We start from the raw sequence: 17,423 nt of genomic DNA, 5'->3' as shown, positions 1-17,423 counted from the left end.
CGCGCCGCGGTGGGCAGCGCGTTTCGCCGGAGACCCTTCTTGAAGCCGATTTCCAAGTCCAGCAAGCTTGCCGACGTCTGTTACGACATCCGTGGCCCCGTGCTGGAAAAGGCCCGTCAGATGGAGGAAGAGGGCCAGAAGATCATCAAGCTCAACATCGGCAACCTGGCCGTGTTCGGGTTTGATCCTCCTGACGAGATCGTGCAGGACATGATCCGCAACCTGCCCGCTGCGGCCGGCTACACCGACAGCAAGGGCCTGTTCGCGCCGCGCAAGGCGGTCGTGCACTACACGCAAGAGAAGAACATCAACGGCGTCACGGTGGACGACGTCTACCTGGGCAACGGCGCCTCGGAGCTGATCGTGATGGCGCTCAACGCGCTGCTCGACACCGGCGACGAGATCCTGGTGCCCGCGCCCGACTACCCGCTGTGGACCGCGGCCGTGTCGCTCTCGGGCGGGCGCCCCGTGCACTACGTCTGCGACGAGCAGGCCGACTGGACGCCCGACCTCGACGACATCCGCAGGAAGATCACGCCCAACACCAAGGGCATCGTCGTCATCAACCCCAACAACCCCACCGGCGCGCTGTACCCGCCGGAGGTGCTGCGCGAGATCGTGGAGATCGCCCGCCAGCACCAGTTGATCCTCTTTGCCGACGAGATCTACGACAAGACGCTCTACGACGGCGCCACGCACACCTCCATCGCCTCGCTGGCCGACGATGTTCTCTGTGTGACCTTCAACGGCCTCTCGAAGAACTACCGCTCCTGCGGCTACCGTGCCGGCTGGATGGTGGTGTCGGGCCCCAAGAAGCACGCCCGGGACTACATCGAGGGCCTGAACATGCTGGCCTCGATGCGGCTGTGCGCCAACACGCCGGGGCAGCTCGCCATCCAGACCGCGCTGGGCGGTTACCAGAGCATCAAGGACCTGGTCTGCCCCGGCGGGCGCCTGGCGCGCCAGCGCGACCTTGCCACCGATCTGCTGAACCAGATTCCGGGCGTGAGCGTGGTCAAGCCCAAGGCGGCGCTCTACATGTTCCCGCGCCTCGATCCCAAGCTGTACCCCATCGCCGACGACCAGCAGTTCGCCTACGAGCTGCTGGCCGAGGAGAAGGTGCTCATCGTGCAGGGCACCGGCTTCAACTGGCCGCAGCCGGACCATTTCCGGCTGGTGTTCCTGCCCAACTCGGACGACCTCGCCGACGCCATCGGGCGCATCGCGCGCTTCCTCGACCACTACCGCAAACGTCACTCGTTCTGACTGAAACCGCTATGAAACCCATCCAGGTCGGCCTGCTCGGCATCGGCACCGTCGGCGGCGGCACGTTCAACGTGCTCACGCGCAACCAGGAAGAGATCCGCCGCCGCGCGGGTCGCGGCATCGAGGTCACCATGGTGGCCGACCTCGACGTCGAGCGCGCCCGCAGCCTCGTGGGCGAGCGCGCCCGCGTCGTGGCCGACGCCCGCGAAGTCATCGCCAACCCGGAGATTGACATCGTGGTCGAGCTCATCGGCGGCTACGGCGTGGCCAAGACGCTGGTGATGGAAGCCATCGCCGCCGGCAAGCATGTGGTCACGGCCAACAAGGCGCTGCTGGCGGTGCACGGCACCGAGATCTTCGAGGCCGCCCGCGCCCGCGGCGTGATGGTCGCCTTCGAGGCGGCGGTGGCCGGCGGCATCCCGATCATCAAGGCGCTGCGCGAGGGCCTGAGCGCCAACCGCATCGAGTGGATCGCCGGGATCATCAACGGCACCACCAACTTCATCCTGTCGGAGATGCGCTCCAAGGGCCTGGACTTCGACGTGGTGCTCAAGGAGGCGCAGCGCCTGGGCTACGCCGAGGCCGACCCGACCTTCGACATCGAGGGCGTGGACGCCGCCCACAAGGCCACGATCATGGCCGCCATCGCCTTCGGCATTCCGGTGCAGTTCGACAAGGCGCACGTCGAGGGCATCACCAAGCTGCAGGCGGCCGACATCCGCTACGCCGAGCAGCTGGGCTACCGCATCAAGCTGCTGGGCATCGCGCGGCGCCGCGACAGCGGCATCGAGTTGCGCGTGCACCCGACGCTGATCCCGGCCAAGCGCCTGATCGCCAACGTCGAGGGCGCCATGAATGCCGTGGTGGTGCAGGGCGATGCCGTGGGCACCACGCTCTACTACGGCAAGGGCGCGGGCGCCGAGCCCACCGCCAGCGCCGTGATCGCGGACCTGGTGGACGTGACGCGGCTGCACACCGCCGACCCGGGCAACCGCGTGCCGCACCTGGCCTTCCAGCCCGATGCGCTGGCCAACACGCCGATCCTGGACATCGACCAGGTGCGCACCGCCTTCTACCTGCGGCTGCAGGTGGCCGACGAGGCCGGCGTGCTCTCGCGCGTCACCGGCATCCTGGCCGAGCACGGCATCTCCATCGACGCGCTGCTGCAGCGCGAGTCGGCCGAGGGCGAGCAGAACACCGACGTGATCATCCTCACCCACGACACCATCGAGGGCCCGATGCGCAAGGCCATCGCGCAGATGCAGGCGCTGCCCACCGTGCTGGCGCCCATCGTCAGCCTGCGCAAGGAAGAGCTGGCCTGACCGCAGCAAGGAGATCCGTTCGGGCTGAGCCCGTCGAAGCCCCGCCGCACAGCTTGGCTGCAGGCCCTTCGACAAGCTCAGGGCGAACGGGGAGTTGATTCCTGAACCTTAGCCGGCAGTGCCTGCGCGCACTGCCGGCCACGAGACGCCCCGCATGAAGTACCTCAGCACCCGCGGCGACGCCACGCCGCGCGGCTTCTCCGAGATCCTGCTCGAAGGCCTGGCGCCGGACGGCGGGCTGTACCTGCCCACCCACTACCCCAAGATCGACGAGGCCACGCTCGCGCGCTGGCGCGGCTTGGCCTACGCCGACCTCGCCTTCGAGATCCTGTCGCTCTACATCGACGACATCGCCGCGGAAGACCTGCGCACCCTGGTGCGCAAGACCTACACCGCCGAGGTGTTCGGCACGAATGAGATCGTGCCCCTGAAGCCGCTGGAGCCGGGGCTGGTGCTGGAGGCGCTGTCCAACGGGCCGACGCTGGCCTTCAAGGACATGGCCATGCAGCTGCTGGGCCACCTGTTCGAGTACGAGCTGGGCCGCCGCGGCCAGACGCTCAACATCCTGGGTGCCACCTCCGGCGACACCGGCAGCGCCGCCGAGCACGCCATGCGCGGCAAGAAGGGCGTGCGCGTGTTCATGCTCAGCCCGCACGGCCGCATGAGCCCGTTCCAGCAGGCGCAGATGTTCAGCCTGCAGGACGAGAACATCCACAACATCGCCGTCGAGGGCGTATTCGACGACTGCCAGGACATCGTCAAGGCCGTCAGCAACGACCTGGAGTTCAAGCGCAAGTACCGCATCGGCACCGTCAACTCCATCAACTGGGCGCGGCTGCTGGCGCAGGTGGTGTACTACTTCGCCGGCTACTTCCAGGCCACCAAGAGCAACGCCGAGCGCGTGAGCTTCACCGTGCCCTCGGGCAACTTCGGCAACATCTGCGCCGGCCACGTCGCGCGCATGATGGGCCTGCCCATCGAGCAGCTCGTGTGCGCCACCAACGAGAACGACGTGCTCGACGAGTTCTTCCGCACCGGCACCTACCGCGTGCGCGCCGGCGCCGAGACCCACGAGACCTCCAGCCCCTCGATGGACATCTCCAAGGCCAGCAACTTCGAGCGTTTCATCTTCGACCTGCTGGGCCGCGACGCGCAGCGCACGCGCCAGCTGTTCAAGGACGAGATCGACGCCAAGGGCGCCTTCACGCTGTCGGCCGACGAGTTCCGCCGCATCGGCGAATTCGGCTTCGTCTCGGGCCGCAGCACGCATGCCGACCGCCTGGCCACCATCCGTGATTGCTACGAGCGCTGCGGCGTGATGATCGACACCCACACCGCCGACGGCGTGAAGGTGGCGCGCGAGCGGCTGCAGCCGGGCACGGCCATGATCGTGCTGGAGACGGCGCTGCCGGTGAAGTTCGCCGCCACCATCGTCGAGGCCCTGGGCCGCGAGCCGGAACGGCCCGCCGCGCATGTGGGCATCGAGGCGCTGCCCAAGCGCTTCACGGTGCTGCCGGCCGACGCCGCGAAGGTCAAGGCGCTGATCGAGGCCCAGTGCCCCGAGCGCGCCACCGCCTGACGCCGCGTTCTTGTCGATGAAGGTCGTGGGCTTTTGCGGCCCTTCCGGCGTGGGCAAGACCACGCTGCTGGAGGGCGTCATCGCCGCGCTGCGCGCCGCGGGGCAAGGTGTGTCGGTGATCAAGCACACCCACAAGCGCTTCGACATCGACCAGCCCGGCAAGGACAGCTGGCGCCATCGCCAGGCCGGCGCCGGCGAGGTGCTGCTGGCCAACGACCGCCGCCTGGTGCTGCTGCGCGAGCGGGCCGAGCCGCGCGAGCCCGACGTGCACGCGCTCATTGCCGAACTCTCGCCGGTGGACTGGGTGCTGGTCGAGGGGTTCAAGCATGCGGCGCTGCCCAAGGTCGAGGTCTGGCGCGCGGCGCTGGGCCAGCCGCTGCTGCACCCGGGCGATGCGCACTTCATCGCGGTGGCCGCCGACGACCCGGCCGCGCTGCCGCAGCCCGTTCCCGGGCTGCCGGTGCTGCCGCTGAACGATTCCCAAGCCGTGACCGCTCAATTGCTCGCCTGGAGCGAGCGGCTGGCGTACGCAGGAGAACAGATTCATGGCTGACAGGCCCCCGATGCTGAGCCTGGACGAGGCGCAGGCGCGCCTGGTGCAGGGCGCGCTGGCACAGGTGATCCGCGACACCGAAGAGCTCTCCACCTTCGACGCGCTGGGCCGCGTGCTGGCGCGGGACCTCATTTCGCCGCTGGACGTGCCCCCGGCCGACAACAGCTCCATGGACGGCTACGCTGTGCGCGCCGCCGACGTGAAGCCGGGCCAGGCCATGCCCGTGTCGCAGCGCATCCCGGCCGGCCATGTCGGCCAGCCGCTGCAACCCGGCACGGCGGCGCGCATCTTCACCGGCGCGCAACTGCCCGCCGGCGCCGATGCGGTGGTGATGCAGGAGGAGGCCACGGCCGGCGAGGGCACCGTCACGTTCAACGCTGCGCCCGCTGCCGGCCAGTGGGTGCGCCCGCGCGGCGAGGACGTGCGCACCGGCGCCGTGGTGCTGCCGCGCGGCAGCCGCCTCACGCCGCAGGCGCTGGGCCTGGCCGCCACGGTGGGCGCGGCGCGCCTGACCGTGCTGCGCCGCCCGCGCGTGGCGCTGCTGTCCACGGGCGATGAGCTGGTCATGCCCGGCGAGGTCGCGCCGCAGGACCTGCCGCCCGGCGCCATCTACAACTCCAACCGTTTCACGCTGCGCGGCCTGCTGCAGGCCGTGGGTTGCGAGGTGACGGACCTGGGCATCGTCCCGGACAAGCTGGAAGCCACGCGCGAGGCCATCCGCCAGGCTGCCAACGGCCACGACCTGATCATCAGCACCGGCGGCGTCTCCGTCGGCGAGGAAGACCACATCAAGCCGGCCGTCCAGGCGCTGGGCCGGCTGGACATGTGGTCGATCAGCACCAAGCCGGGCAAGCCGCTGGCCTTCGGCGCGGTGCGGCGCGAGGGCGACGGCGAAGCGCTGTTCCTGGGCCTGCCGGGCAACCCGGTGTCCACCTACATCACCTTCTTCCTGGCGGTGCGCTCGGTGCTGTGCGCGCTGCAGGGCCTGCCCACGGCCCTCCCGCGCGGCCTGGAGCTCAAGGCGGACTTCGACCTGCCCAAGCCGGACAGGAACCGCCGCGAGTTCCTGCGCGTGCGCCTGGGCGCCGACGGGATGCTGGAGCTGTTCCCCAACCAGAGCTCGGGCGTGCTCACCTCCGCGGTCTGGGCCGACGGGCTGGTGGACAACCCGCCCGGCACCGTCATCCGGCGCGGTGATTCAGTGCGCTACCTGCCGCTGTCCCAACTGCTGTCTGCCTGCTGATGAACGTCCAGATCCGCTACTTCGCCTCGCTGCGCGAGGCCCTGGGCCCCGGCGAGACCGTGGCCGACCTGCCCGAGGGCAGCACGCTGGGCACGCTGCGCGACGCGCTCATCGCCCGCGGCGGCGCGCATGCGCAGGCCCTGGCGCGCCAACGCAACGTGCGCTGCGCGCTTGACCAGAAGATGAGCGACGAGAGCGCCGTGCTGCAGGAAGGCGCCGAAGTCGCGTTCTTCCCGCCCGTCACCGGCGGCTGAGCGCGGCGGAGGGCGCGCGCAGGGCAAGCGCCGTCCCTCCCCAGGGCACGATGCCCCTCCAAAAGGGGCATGAAACCGCCGCGCGGGGCCCTGAGGACGGGCGCCGCATCCGAAACGACTTGCAACCCGGCGCCGCATACAGGGCGCCCATAGTCAGGCCATGACACCGCCTGACGCTCCCACATCGCCCGCCGCCCGCGCGGTGGGTTCCTCACTGGCCGGTTGCACCATCGAGGCCGTGCTGCATGCCGGCCCGGTCTGCACCGTGTACCGCGTGCGCGACGGCGCCGGCCCGCCCGGCGCCGGGCGCTTCGCCCTCAAGGAATACGCCCCCCAGGCGCTGTGCGAGCGCGACCAGGCCGGCCTGCCGCGGCTGCGCCAGCCGGACGACCCTGCGGCGCAGGCCGCCTTCGACGCCGGCCGCACGGCCTTCGTGGAGGAGCTGCGCATGCTGTCGCGGCTGCACCTGCCGGGCCTGGTGCCGGTGCTGCAGATCCGCGAGGACCACGACGGCCCCTGCGGGCTGATGCCGCTGCTGCCCGGCGGGCCGCTGCAGCGGCTGCCCATCCCGCAGAGCGACGACGCGCTGCACGCGCAGCTGCTGGCGCTGCTGGAGCCGCTGGCGCAGCTGCACGCCGTCGGCGTGGTGCACGGCGCGCTGCATGGGCGGCAGCTGCTGTGGGCGCCGCGGCAGGCGCCGGTGCTGCTGGGCTTCAGCCTGGCGGCGCGCGCCCTGGGCCGGCCGCGCGAAGGCGCCAGCCCGCCTGAAGCTGGGGCCCAGAGCGCCCACCTGCCGCAGGGTCCCTGGAGCGACCTGTACGCGCTGGCCGCCATGGTGCTGGGCCAGCTCTCGGGCCAGGCCTGGAGCGGAGCGCCCACCGCGGCCGGCGTGGGTGCCGTGCTGGAGCAGGCGCTGGGGCCCACGCCCGAAACCGCCAAGCGGCATGTGCTGGTGAAGGCGCTGCAGTCCTGCCTGCTGCCCTCGCCCAGCGAGCGCCCGCCCCACGCCGGCGCGCTGCGCGAGCTGCTGGGCGGTGGACCGGCGCGCGCGTCGCACGCCGCACCGTCACAGCCGCATCCGCATTCACACCCGCATCCCGACCCGCAGTCGCATCCGCAGCAGCCCGGGGCCGGTGCGCCGGAGCATGCCGCGGCCGCGGCCCGGACAGCGCCCGGTGCGGCGCCGGGCGGCGTGCCGGTCCGGACGCCCGGGGCCGGGCACGGCGTGCCGGCCGCGGTGCGCAGCGCCGGCTTCGTGATGCCGGCGCTGCCGCCGCGGCGCTCGGACAACCGGCGCATGGTGATGGTGTCGCTGCTGCTGGCCGTGGGCTGCGGCGTGACGGGCTGGTGGGCGCGCGACCTGTGGCAGCAGGAGCGGGAACGGCATCGCGTGGACCACCTGCTGGTCACGGCCGCGGCCCAGGCGCCGGCGCAGCCGGGCTGGACCTCGGCCGCCGCCGCGCTGCCGGCCCTGGATGACGCCGTGGCCGCCCGGGTCGCCGCCGCCGAAGCCGCCGCCACGGCGGCGCTGCAGGCCACCGCGGCCCGGACGCAAGCCGTGGCGGCCGAGCTGCCGGCCCAGGCCGACGCGCCCGAGCCCCAGGCCGCGCAGACGCTGGCCGAGGCGCCGTCGCAGCCACAGTCTTCAGGCCCGGCCACGCCGCCCGCGACGCAGCCCGCCATCGCGGGCGTGGTGGCCCCCGCCGTCGGGCCGGCCACGGCGCCGGTACAGACGGTCGCCGCGCCCCAGGCCACGGAGCAGCCCCCATTGAAGGTGGCCGCCGCCAGGCAGAAGGCTGCCACGCCGTCCGACATCCCGGCGCAGTCCGGCGCCGCTCCCCAGGCGGCCCAGGAGCCGGCGGTCCAGGTGGCCGCTGCGCCCAACCCGCCGGCCCCGGTGGCCGCGCCGCTCCAGGCTGCGGTGGAGCAGGGCGCCGTGCACGAAGCCCGGGACAAGCCGGCGCCGGACGTTGCGGTTGCACCGGCCCGGCCCGCGCCGGAACGGGCTGTGGCGGGCGAGGGCGCCGCGCGTCAGGCCCCGGACAAGGCCGCGGTGAAGGGTGCTGCCGCGCCGGCCGCGGCCGAACGCCCGGCGGCCAAGGCGCCGCCGCGCCCGTCTGCCAAGCCGGCCCCGGCGCCGGTGCGCACGGCCAAGGCGCCCGGCCCGGCGCCAGCCCGCAGCGGCCCGCCGCGCAACGCCTGCGCCAGCCTGACCAAGTACGCGCTGCTGCAGTGCATGCAGCGCCAGTGCAGCCAGGCCGCCGCGCGCCGCCATCCGCAGTGCCAGCGGCTGCTCAATGACAACGTGTTGAGTTCTTGAGGGGGAGGGGCGCTTCTCCAGGCTGGAGCGTTGGGCGCGGTGATGCAATCCGCTGCAGGCCAGCCGCTCAGCTCCCGCTCACCACGGTGTCAGCTTCCCCTCTCCCGCTGTCGCGGGCGAGGGGAGCGCTGTTCCTCGGCTTCGGCCTGCAATCCAGGCTTTTCAGGCTTTTTTGTCCACCATTAGGCAACAGTAGCCTCAACGAGTGACATATGCAGGCTGAAATGTGAGCCCCTATTAAACAATCCGGCGCTGATGCCAAAGCGCCGCTTGGACTCACCACGGCAACGTCCAGCGCCGTGCCTTCCCCCCAGACACCACTTGCAACCCCCCGCCCACGGAGGGACGCCATAGTCACGCGATGGTGGTTTCCCCGAACGACTCGGTCCCGGCCGCGGCGCGCGCGGTCGGCACGGTGCTGGCGGGCTGCCGCATCGAGGCGGTGCTGCATGTGGGCCTGGTGTGCACCGTCTACCGCGCCGGCGACGCCCTGGGCGCCGGGCGCTTCGCCCTCAAGGAGTACTGCCCGCAGGCGCTGTGCGTGCGGGCCGGGGACGGCGCGCCGCAGTTGCGCGATCCGGCCGATGCCGCCGCACGCGCCGCCTTCGAGGCCGGCCGCGTCGCCTGCCTGGAGGAGCTGCGGCTGCTGGCGCGGCTGCGCCTGCCGGGCCTGGTACAGGTGCTGCAGGCCAGCGAGGTGCAAGGCTCCCTGTGCGGGCTGATGCCGCTGCTGCCCGGCGTGCCGCTGGACCAGCTGCCCGCGCCGCGCAGCGACGAGGCGCTGCGCGAGCTGATGCTGGCGCTGCTGGAGCCGCTGGCGCAGCTGCATGCCATGGGGCTGGTGCATGGCGGCCTGCAGGCGCGGCAGCTGCTGTGGGCGCCGGGGCAGCGCCCGGTGCTGCTGGGCTTTGGTTTTGCCGCCCGCGCGCTGCGCCTGCCGCAGGCCTTCGAGGGCGTGGCGCCGGAGCTGCGGCCCGACGGTGCGCACCTGCCGCGCGGGCCCTGGACCGACCTGTACGCGCTGGCCGCCACCGTGCTGCGGCAGCTCACCGGCCAGCCCTGGGATGCGGCCCAGCCGCCCGAGGCCGTGGCCGCGGCGGTGGCGCGCGCCCTGCCGGCCCCGGGCAGCGCCGCGCGGCTGGCGCTGGTGCAGGCGCTGCAGGCCTGCCTGCGGCCGTCGCCCACCGAGCGGCTCGCCAGCGCGGTGGCGCTGCGGGCGCTGCTGACGGGGGGGCCGCCGCCGGGCACGCAGCCCTTGCCGCCGAGGATGGCCGTGCCGCCTGGCGCCGCGGCATCGCCGCCCGCAACGCTGCGGCCCGGGGTGTCGCCGGCAGGGGCTGGCACCGGCATGCCGCCCGGCACGGCCGCGCCGCCATCCGGCGCAAGCGCAGCCCCCACGGCATCCGGCGCACCGCCCGCGCCGCCATCCGCCGCGGCCAGCGCGCCGGCCAGCGCCAGGGCAGGGCCGACGGTTCCCGGCACCAAGCCGCCGGAGCCTTCGCCCGCGGCCCGGCCGTCCGCGCGCGTCGAGCCGGTCGAGCGCTCCGGCGCCACCTTCGTCCGGCCGGGCCCGCAGCCCGGCGAGGCGCCGCCGCGGCATCGGGCCTGGCGCATGGCCGCGCTGGCCGCGCTGCTGGCCGTGGGCGGCGTGGCGGCCTGGTCGGTGCACGGGCTGTGGCAGGCCGAGCGCGAGCGGGATCGCATCAGCCGCATGCTGGCCGACGCGGCCTCCCAGGTGCCGGCGGCCTCGGCGCCGGCCACACCGGGCGGTCCCGTGGACGCGCCCCTCCCGCCGCTCGCGCCCGGCGTGGAGCGCCCGGCGGTCAGCGGGCCAGGCACCGCGCCGCCCCCGATGGACCCGGGCTTGGCGACGCCGCCGTCACCACGGCCGGACCAGCCCGGGGCCCTCGCCGTACCGCCGTCCCAGACCGCGCAGGACGCGGCCCGTCCCGCCGCGCCTTCCGCACCTGCGGCACCGGCTCGGGCCCGCGCCGTCGAAACGCCGCGTGCGGAGGCGCGTCCGCCGGCCGACCTGCCGCTGTCGCCGCTGGCGGCCTGCGTCTCGCAGGCCAAGTCGGCGCTGGAGCGCTGCATGCGCCAGCAATGCAGCCAGCCGGCCTGGCGCGGCCATGTGCAGTGCCAGCGCCTGCGCGAAGAGGGCTGGAACCCCTGAGCGCCGCCGCGCCGGACCCCCGCGAACGCGGTGCGACAATTCCCGCATGACTGCCACCACCCTCCCGCGCGTCCTGATCCAGACCGACGACTTCGACCTCGGCGCCGAGGTCGAGAAGCTGCGGGCCGGGGACCCGGGCGTGGGCGCGGTGGTCAGCTTCGTGGGCACCGTGCGCGAGCACAGCGAGGGCGCGGGCGTGAGCCTGATGGAGCTGGAGCACTACCCGGGCATGACCGAAAGCGCCATCGAGGCCATGGTCGATGAGGCTTTCAATCGCTTCGACATCCGCGCCGCGCGCGTCATCCACCGCGTCGGGCCGCTGCAGCCGCTGGACCAGATCGTGTTCGTGGCCGTCACTTCCGCGCACCGCGGCCAGGCCTTCCAGGCCTGCGAGTTCCTGATGGACTACCTCAAGACCCAGGCCCCGTTCTGGAAGAAGGAGCACACGCCGCAGGGCGCGCGCTGGGTCGATGCCCGTGTCGCGGACGACCAGGCGCTGGCGCGCTGGGGCATCCAGGCCGGCAACGCCGCCTCGGCCTGAGGCGGCCCGCGCGCGATGCAGCCCCCCGTCATTGCCCCGCCGCAGGTGCTGGCCGTGGCGCTGGGCGCCGGCGCCGGCGCCGTGCTGCGCTGGCTCGCGGCGCTGTGGCTCAACGGCGCCTGGGCCGGCTTCGCACTGGGCACGCTGCTCGTCAACTGCCTGGGCGGGCTGCTGATCGGCGTCTCGCTGGAAGTGTTCGCGCGCGCGCCCAACGAGCTGCTGCGGCTGCTGCTGGTCACCGGCTTTCTGGGCGGCTTCACCACCTTCTCGGCCTTCTCGGCGGAGTCGCTGTCGCTGCTGCAGGCCGGGCGCTGGCCCATGGCGCTGGCGCATTCCTTCGCCCATGTCGCCGGCGCGCTGGCCTGCTGCGCGCTGGGCCATGGCCTGGCGCGGCTGCTGTGGGTGCGGGGCTGATCAGCGATCACGACACCAAGGAGGGACTCCATGACTGACGCTCATTGCACCTTTGGCGAATTCGAACGCGCGGGCTGGGACGACGAAGCCACGGTCAGCGGCTACGAACGGCACGTGGCCACCGTGACCCGCCAGTCCATGGAGGCACTGCTGGACGATGCCGGCGTGGCCGCCGGCCAGCGCGTGCTCGACATCGCCACCGGCCCCGGCCATGTCGCCGCCGCGGCGGCGCGGCGCGGCGCCGAGGTGCTGGGCATCGACTTCGCGGCGGCGCAGGTCCGCCTGGCGCGCCGGCGCCATCCCGAGCTGCGCTTCGAGCAGGCCGACGCGCAGGAGTTGCCGTTGCCGGCCGGGAGCTTCGACGCCGTCGTCAACGCCTTCGGCATGTGCCACCTGCCCGAGCCCGAGCGGGCGCTGCGCGAGGCGCTGCGGGTGCTCAAGCCCGGCGGGCGGCTGGCCTTCGCGGTGTGGGACGTGGCCGAGCGCGCAGTGGTGTTCGGGGCCTTCTACGCGGCGCTGCGCAGCCATGGCGAGGCCGACGTGGGCCTGCCGCCGGGCCCCAACTTCTTCCTGTTCAGCGATCCCGAAAACAGCCTGCGCGCGCTGCGCGAGGCCGGTTTCAGCCACCCGAGCGTGCGCACGGTGCCGCAGGTGTGGCGCCTGGCCGGGGTCGATGAGCTGATCTCCATCGTGGAAGGCAGCACCGTGCGCGCCGCGGCCACCTGGGGCGCGCAGACGCCGCCAGCCAAGCAGCGCATCCGCGCCGCGCTGGCCGAGGCCCTGGCGCCGTACCGGCAGGGCGAGGTCTTCGATGTGCCCGTGCCGGCGCTGCTGGCCTCGGCCGTGAAGCCATGAGCCGGCTTTCCCACTCTTTCATCCGGCGGACGCGCCGCCGCGGGCCCGGCCCGTGGCGGCCAGCCGCCCGCATCCCGCGATGAGCGCTTCTCCCACCGCTTCCCCCGTGGCCGTGCCGGCCGATGCCGCGCCTGTGTCCACGCCCGCCGTCGCGCCGGCGCCGCCCGTCGAGGCGCCCGCGGACATCACGCCGCAGGCCCTGCGCGGCGCGCTGGGGCGCTTCGCCACGGGCGTGACCCTCATCACCTGCGTCGATGCGTCGGGCGCGCGCGTCGGGCTCACGGCCAACTCCTTCAGCGCGCTGTCGCTGGAGCCGCCGCTGGTGCTGTGGTCGCTGCGCAGCGCCAGCGCGAGTCTTGCGGCCTTCGAGCAGGCCTCGCACTTCGCCATCAACGTGCTGGCGGAGGGGCAGCTCGGGCTGTCGCGGCGCTTCGCCAGCGGCAAGGAGCCGGACAAGTTCGGCGAGGGCCTGTGGAGCGAAGGGCTGGGCGGCGCCCCGGTGCTGGCGGGCTGCACGGCGGTGTTCGAATGCGAGTGCGTGGCGCGGCAGGTGGCGGGCGACCATGTGCTCTTCATCGGCCGCGTGCAGCGGCTGGCCGAGGCGGTGCTGCCGCCGCTGCTGTTCCACGGCGGGCGCTACCACCTGCTGGGCGAAATTCTTTGAGGCCGCGTGCCGCTCGACCCGGGCGCGGCGGGGAGGACGGTGAATGGACGACGCTTCTTGCATTCAGGCCCACATCGCGGGCGATGCCTCGCGCCTGAGCGCCGCGCAGCGCGCCTGGGTGGCGCACGCCGCGGAGCTGGGCCCGCGCTTCGCGGCGCGCGCGCCGGAACATGACGCGGGGGCTTCCTTCCCGCGGCGCAACTTCGAGGAACTGCACCAGGCCGGGCTGCTGGCGCTGGCCGCGGCGCCTGAGCGAGGCGGGCAGGGCGCCGACCTGCTGGGCTGCGCCCTGGTGGCGGCCGAGCTGGGCCGCTGGTGCGGCGCCACGGCGCTGTGCTTCAGCCTGCACGTCAGCACCACGCTGTGGAGCGGCCTGGTGGCGGCGTCGCTGGAGATGACGCCGCAACAGCGCGCGGCGCACGAGGCGGCACGGGCGCGGCATGAGGCCGGCATCGTGCGCGACGGGCAGGTGTGGGCCCAGACCTTCTCCGAAGGCAGCGCCGCCGACGCCGGCAAGGCGCCCTGGGCCACGGTGGCGCGGCGCGTGGACGGGGGCTACCTGGTCAACGGCCGCAAGGTGTTTGCCTCCATGGCGGGCGAGGCCGACTTCCATGGCCTGCTGTGCACGCTGCAGCGCCCGGCGGCGACGCAGGCCGACACGCTGTTCCTGGCCGTGCCGCGCGACGCCGAAGGGCTGCGCGTGAGCGGCGAGTGGAACCCGCTGGGCATGCGCGGCACGGTCAGCCGCACCCTGGAGTTCCATGACGTGTTTGTGCCCGAGGGCGACCGGCTGCTGCCGGAAGGGATGTATGCCCAAGCGGCGGCGCGCTGGCCGGCGATGTTCCTGATGACCAGCCCGGCCTACCTGGGCATCGCGCAGGCGGCGCACGACTTCACGGTGTGCTTCCTGCGCGGCGAGGTGGCGGGGCTGCCGCCGGTGCAGCGGCGCATGTACCCCACCAAGCAGTTCGCGGTGGCGCAGATGCGGCTGAAGCTGGAGCAGATGCGCGCGCTGCTGTTCGATGCGCTGGCCGGCGCGGGGCCGGACCCGGACCGGCATGCGCGGCTGCGGCTGCTGGCGGCGCAGCATACGGTGGTGGAGCAGGCGGCGGAGATCTGCCAGCTGGCGCTGCGCACCTGCGGCGGCCAGGCGCTCACCAAGAACCTGCCGCTGGAGCGGCTGCTGCGCGACGCCCGCTGCGGCGCGGTGATGCTGCCGTGGACGGCCGAGCTGTGCCTCGATCAGCTGGGGCGCGACAGCCTGTACTGGGCGGGCGAGGACGAGGAGCGGATCGAGGCGTGAGGGGGCGGCGGCACGCCCCCTGCCGCGCTTGCGTCAGCGCAAAACCCGTGCCAAAAGCGCCGCGCGCCGGCCTTGAAATCGGTGCGTGTCGCCCAAACTCGTTGCGCAACGGAGGATTCATCCATGCGAATCGACAAGCTCACCACCGCGTTCCAGCAAGCCCTGGCCGAGGCCCAGAGCCTCGCCGTCACCCAGGACAACCCGTACATCGAGCCTGCCCACCTGCTGGCTGCGATGCTGGCGCAGCCGGATGGGCCCAAGGCGCTGCTGGACCGCGCGGGCGCCAACACCGCCGGGCTCAAGACCGCCATGGAAACGGCCGTGCGCAACCTGCCGCAGGTGCAGGGCGGCGGCGGCCAGGTGCAGCCCGGGCGCGACCTGGTGTCGCTGCTGCAGGCGGCCGAGAAAGAGGCCAGCAAGCGCGGCGACCAGTTCATCGCCAGCGAGATGTTCCTGCTGGCGCTGTCCGACTCCAAGACCGACATCGGCGCCACCGTGCGCGGCCATGGCCTGACGCGCAAGGCGCTGGAGGCCGCCATCGAGGCCGTGCGCGGCGGCGCCAAGGTGGACTCGGCCGAGGCCGAAGGCCAGCGCGAGGCGCTCAAGAAGTACACGCTCGACCTCACCGACCGCGCCCGCCAGGGCAAGCTCGACCCGGTGATCGGCCGCGACGACGAGATCCGCCGCGCCATCCAGGTGCTGCAGCGCCGCACCAAGAACAACCCGGTGCTGATCGGCGAGCCCGGCGTGGGCAAGACCGCCATCGTCGAAGGCCTGGCGCAGCGCATCGTCAACGGCGAGGTGCCCGACACCCTCAAGGACAAGCGCGTGCTGGTGCTGGACATGGCCGGGCTGCTGGCCGGCGCCAAGTACCGCGGCGAATTCGAGGAGCGGCTGAAGGCCGTGCTCAAGGAAGTGGCCCATGACGAGGGCCGCATCATCCTGTTCATCGACGAGCTGCACACCATGGTCGGCGCCGGCAAGGCCGAGGGCGCCATCGACGCCGGCAACATGCTCAAGCCGGCCCTGGCCCGCGGCGAGCTGCACTGCATCGGCGCCACCACGCTCGACGAGTACCGCAAGTACATCGAGAAGGACGCCGCGCTGGAGCGCCGCTTCCAGAAGGTGCTGGTCGATGAGCCGTCGGTGGAGGCGACCATCGCCATCCTGCGCGGCCTGCAGGAGAAGTACGAGGTGCACCACGGCGTGGAGATCACCGACCCGGCCATCGTGGCCGCGGCCGAGCTCTCGCACCGCTACATCACCGACCGCTTCCTGCCCGACAAGGCCATCGACCTGATCGACGAGGCCGCGGCCAAGATCAAGATCGAGATCGACTCCAAGCCCGAGGCCATGGACCGGCTCGACCGCCGCCTCATCCAGCTCAAGATCGAGCGCGAGGCGGTCAAGAAGGAGCAGGACGAGGCCTCGCAGCGCCGGCTGGGCCTGATCGAGGAGGAAATCTCGCGCCTGGAGCGCGAGTACGCCGACCTCGACGAGCTGTGGAAGTCCGAGAAGGCCACCGCGCAGGGCTCGGCCCAGGTCAAGGAGGAGATCGACAAGATCCGCTTCCAGATCGAGGAGCTCAAGCGCAAGGGCGACTTCAACAAGGTCGCGGAGCTGCAGTACGGCAAGCTGCCCGAGCTGGAGAAGCGCCTGAAGGAAGCGCAGGACAAGGAAGCGGGCAAGGCCGCGGGCGCGGGCCCGAAGCTGCTGCGCACCATGGTCGGCGCCGAGGAGATCGCGGAAGTGGTGTCGCGCGCCACGGGCATCCCGGTGTCCAAGCTGATGCAGGGCGAGCGCGACAAGCTGCTGCAGATGGAGGCCCGGCTGCACGAGCGCGTGGTGGGCCAGGACGAGGCCATCCGTGCCGTGGCGGACGCGATCCGGCGCTCGCGCGCGGGCCTGTCCGACCCGAACCGGCCGCTGGGCAGCTTCCTGTTCCTGGGCCCGACCGGCGTGGGCAAGACCGAGCTGTGCAAGGCGCTGGCCACGTTCCTGTTCGACAGCGCGGACCACATGATCCGCATCGACATGAGCGAGTTCATGGAGAAGCACTCGGTGAGCCGGCTCATCGGCGCGCCCCCGGGCTATGTCGGCTACGACGAGGGCGGCTACCTGACCGAGGCCGTGCGCCGCAAGCCGTACTCCGTGATCCTGCTCGACGAGGTGGAGAAGGCGCACCCGGACGTGTTCAACGTGCTGCTGCAGGTGCTCGACGACGGCCGGCTGACCGACGGCCAGGGCCGCACGGTGGACTTCAAGAACGCCGTGATCGTGATGACCAGCAACCTGGGCTCGCACCTGATCATGCAGATGGCGGGACAGGACCCGGCGCTGATCCGCGACGCGGTGTGGGCGGAGGTCAAGACGCACTTCCGGCCGGAGTTCCTGAACCGCATCGACGAGACGGTGGTGTTCCACGCGCTGGACCAGAAGCACATCGAGTCCATCGCCAAGATCCAGCTGCGCGCGCTGGAGCAGCGGCTGGAGAAGATGGACATGAAGCTCGACGTCTCGCCCGCGGCGCTGGCCGAAATTGCCAAGGTGGGCTTCGACCCGGTGTTCGGCGCGCGTCCGCTCAAGCGCGCGATCCAGCACCGCATCGAGAACCCGGTGGCCAAGCTGATCCTGGAAGGCCGCTTCGGCCCGAAGGACGTGATCCCGGTGGACGTGGGCGACAGCGGCGACTTCAGCTTCGGGCGCACGGTGCATTGAGCACCCGCTGAGTCACCGAGACTGACGGAGGGGCCGGGCAACCGGCCCTTTTTGTTTGCCGTGAGCTGGCCGGTTCCACTCACTAACCCGTCATCCTAAATCCGGCAGTTACCCCGTTGCCGGAAGGCCGGGAGGTACAGGAGAAGCGCGCAAGGACGGCGCGATGCGATCGCTGATGTAGTGCAGCATCGCGCCCCAGGGGTCGAGGTTGCTGAACT

General features: G+C 72.5%; 14 protein-coding genes. All 14 read left to right on the top strand.

Annotated features, from left to right (window positions below):
* Window positions 1-39 precede the first annotated feature (39 nt).
* Window positions 40-1,266, top strand: a complete 1,227-nt coding sequence (locus HHL10_RS10275) for a pyridoxal phosphate-dependent aminotransferase (protein ID WP_169160281.1) — start codon at window positions 40-42, stop codon at window positions 1,264-1,266.
* A gap of 11 nt (window positions 1,267-1,277) precedes the next feature.
* Window positions 1,278-2,588, top strand: coding sequence for a homoserine dehydrogenase (locus HHL10_RS10270; protein WP_169160280.1), 1,311 nt, complete (start codon window positions 1,278-1,280; stop codon window positions 2,586-2,588).
* A gap of 154 nt (window positions 2,589-2,742) precedes the next feature.
* The gene (gene thrC, locus HHL10_RS10265) at window positions 2,743-4,167 is read left to right on the top strand and encodes a threonine synthase (protein ID WP_169160279.1); all 1,425 of its coding nucleotides are present in this window, start codon (window positions 2,743-2,745) and stop codon (window positions 4,165-4,167) included.
* Between the two features lie 16 nt (window positions 4,168-4,183).
* On the top strand, window positions 4,184-4,720 hold the full coding sequence (gene mobB / locus HHL10_RS10260; protein ID WP_169160525.1) for a molybdopterin-guanine dinucleotide biosynthesis protein B: 537 nt from the start codon (window positions 4,184-4,186) through the stop codon (window positions 4,718-4,720).
* Window positions 4,713-5,963 carry a molybdopterin molybdotransferase MoeA gene (locus tag HHL10_RS10255; protein WP_235971287.1) on the top strand — a complete coding sequence of 417 codons (1,251 nt, stop codon included), beginning with the start codon at window positions 4,713-4,715 and terminating at the stop codon, window positions 5,961-5,963. The genes mobB and HHL10_RS10255 overlap by 8 nt, the downstream gene beginning before the upstream one ends.
* Window positions 5,963-6,217 (top strand): molybdopterin converting factor subunit 1, encoded by a 255-nt coding sequence (moaD, locus tag HHL10_RS10250; protein WP_169160278.1) that lies wholly within the window; start codon window positions 5,963-5,965, stop codon window positions 6,215-6,217. The genes HHL10_RS10255 and moaD overlap by 1 nt, the downstream gene beginning before the upstream one ends.
* A 160-nt stretch (window positions 6,218-6,377) precedes the next feature.
* Window positions 6,378-8,537 (top strand): protein kinase family protein, encoded by a 2,160-nt coding sequence (locus tag HHL10_RS10245; RefSeq protein ID WP_169160277.1) that lies wholly within the window; start codon window positions 6,378-6,380, stop codon window positions 8,535-8,537.
* A gap of 361 nt (window positions 8,538-8,898) precedes the next feature.
* On the top strand, window positions 8,899-10,710 hold the full coding sequence (locus HHL10_RS10240) for a protein kinase family protein (protein WP_169160276.1): 1,812 nt from the start codon (window positions 8,899-8,901) through the stop codon (window positions 10,708-10,710).
* Between the two features lie 46 nt (window positions 10,711-10,756).
* The gene (gene moaE, locus HHL10_RS10235; RefSeq protein ID WP_169160275.1) at window positions 10,757-11,251 is read left to right on the top strand and encodes a molybdopterin synthase catalytic subunit MoaE; all 495 of its coding nucleotides are present in this window, start codon (window positions 10,757-10,759) and stop codon (window positions 11,249-11,251) included.
* A gap of 15 nt (window positions 11,252-11,266) precedes the next feature.
* Complete coding sequence (gene crcB / locus HHL10_RS10230; protein ID WP_169160274.1) at window positions 11,267-11,665, top strand: fluoride efflux transporter CrcB; 399 nt, start codon at window positions 11,267-11,269, stop codon at window positions 11,663-11,665.
* Window positions 11,666-11,695: 30 nt separating this feature from the next.
* Window positions 11,696-12,520: a class I SAM-dependent methyltransferase gene (locus HHL10_RS10225; RefSeq protein WP_169160273.1), complete on the top strand. Its 825-nt coding sequence runs from the start codon at window positions 11,696-11,698 to the stop codon at window positions 12,518-12,520.
* Between the two features lie 79 nt (window positions 12,521-12,599).
* Window positions 12,600-13,184 (top strand): flavin reductase family protein, encoded by a 585-nt coding sequence (locus tag HHL10_RS10220; protein WP_169160272.1) that lies wholly within the window; start codon window positions 12,600-12,602, stop codon window positions 13,182-13,184.
* 43 nt (window positions 13,185-13,227) lie between these two features.
* Window positions 13,228-14,487: an acyl-CoA dehydrogenase family protein gene (locus HHL10_RS10215; protein WP_169160271.1), complete on the top strand. Its 1,260-nt coding sequence runs from the start codon at window positions 13,228-13,230 to the stop codon at window positions 14,485-14,487.
* 123 nt (window positions 14,488-14,610) lie between these two features.
* On the top strand, window positions 14,611-17,205 hold the full coding sequence (gene clpB / locus HHL10_RS10210) for an ATP-dependent chaperone ClpB (RefSeq protein WP_169160270.1): 2,595 nt from the start codon (window positions 14,611-14,613) through the stop codon (window positions 17,203-17,205).
* Window positions 17,206-17,423: the final 218 nt, after the last annotated feature.

The sequence above is a fragment of the Azohydromonas caseinilytica genome (assembly GCF_012927045.1).
Lineage (GTDB): Bacteria > Pseudomonadota > Gammaproteobacteria > Burkholderiales > Burkholderiaceae_C > Azohydromonas > Azohydromonas caseinilytica.
The sequence above is the reverse complement of the archived record's forward strand: the minus strand, read 5'-3'. Positions and strand labels throughout refer to the sequence as shown.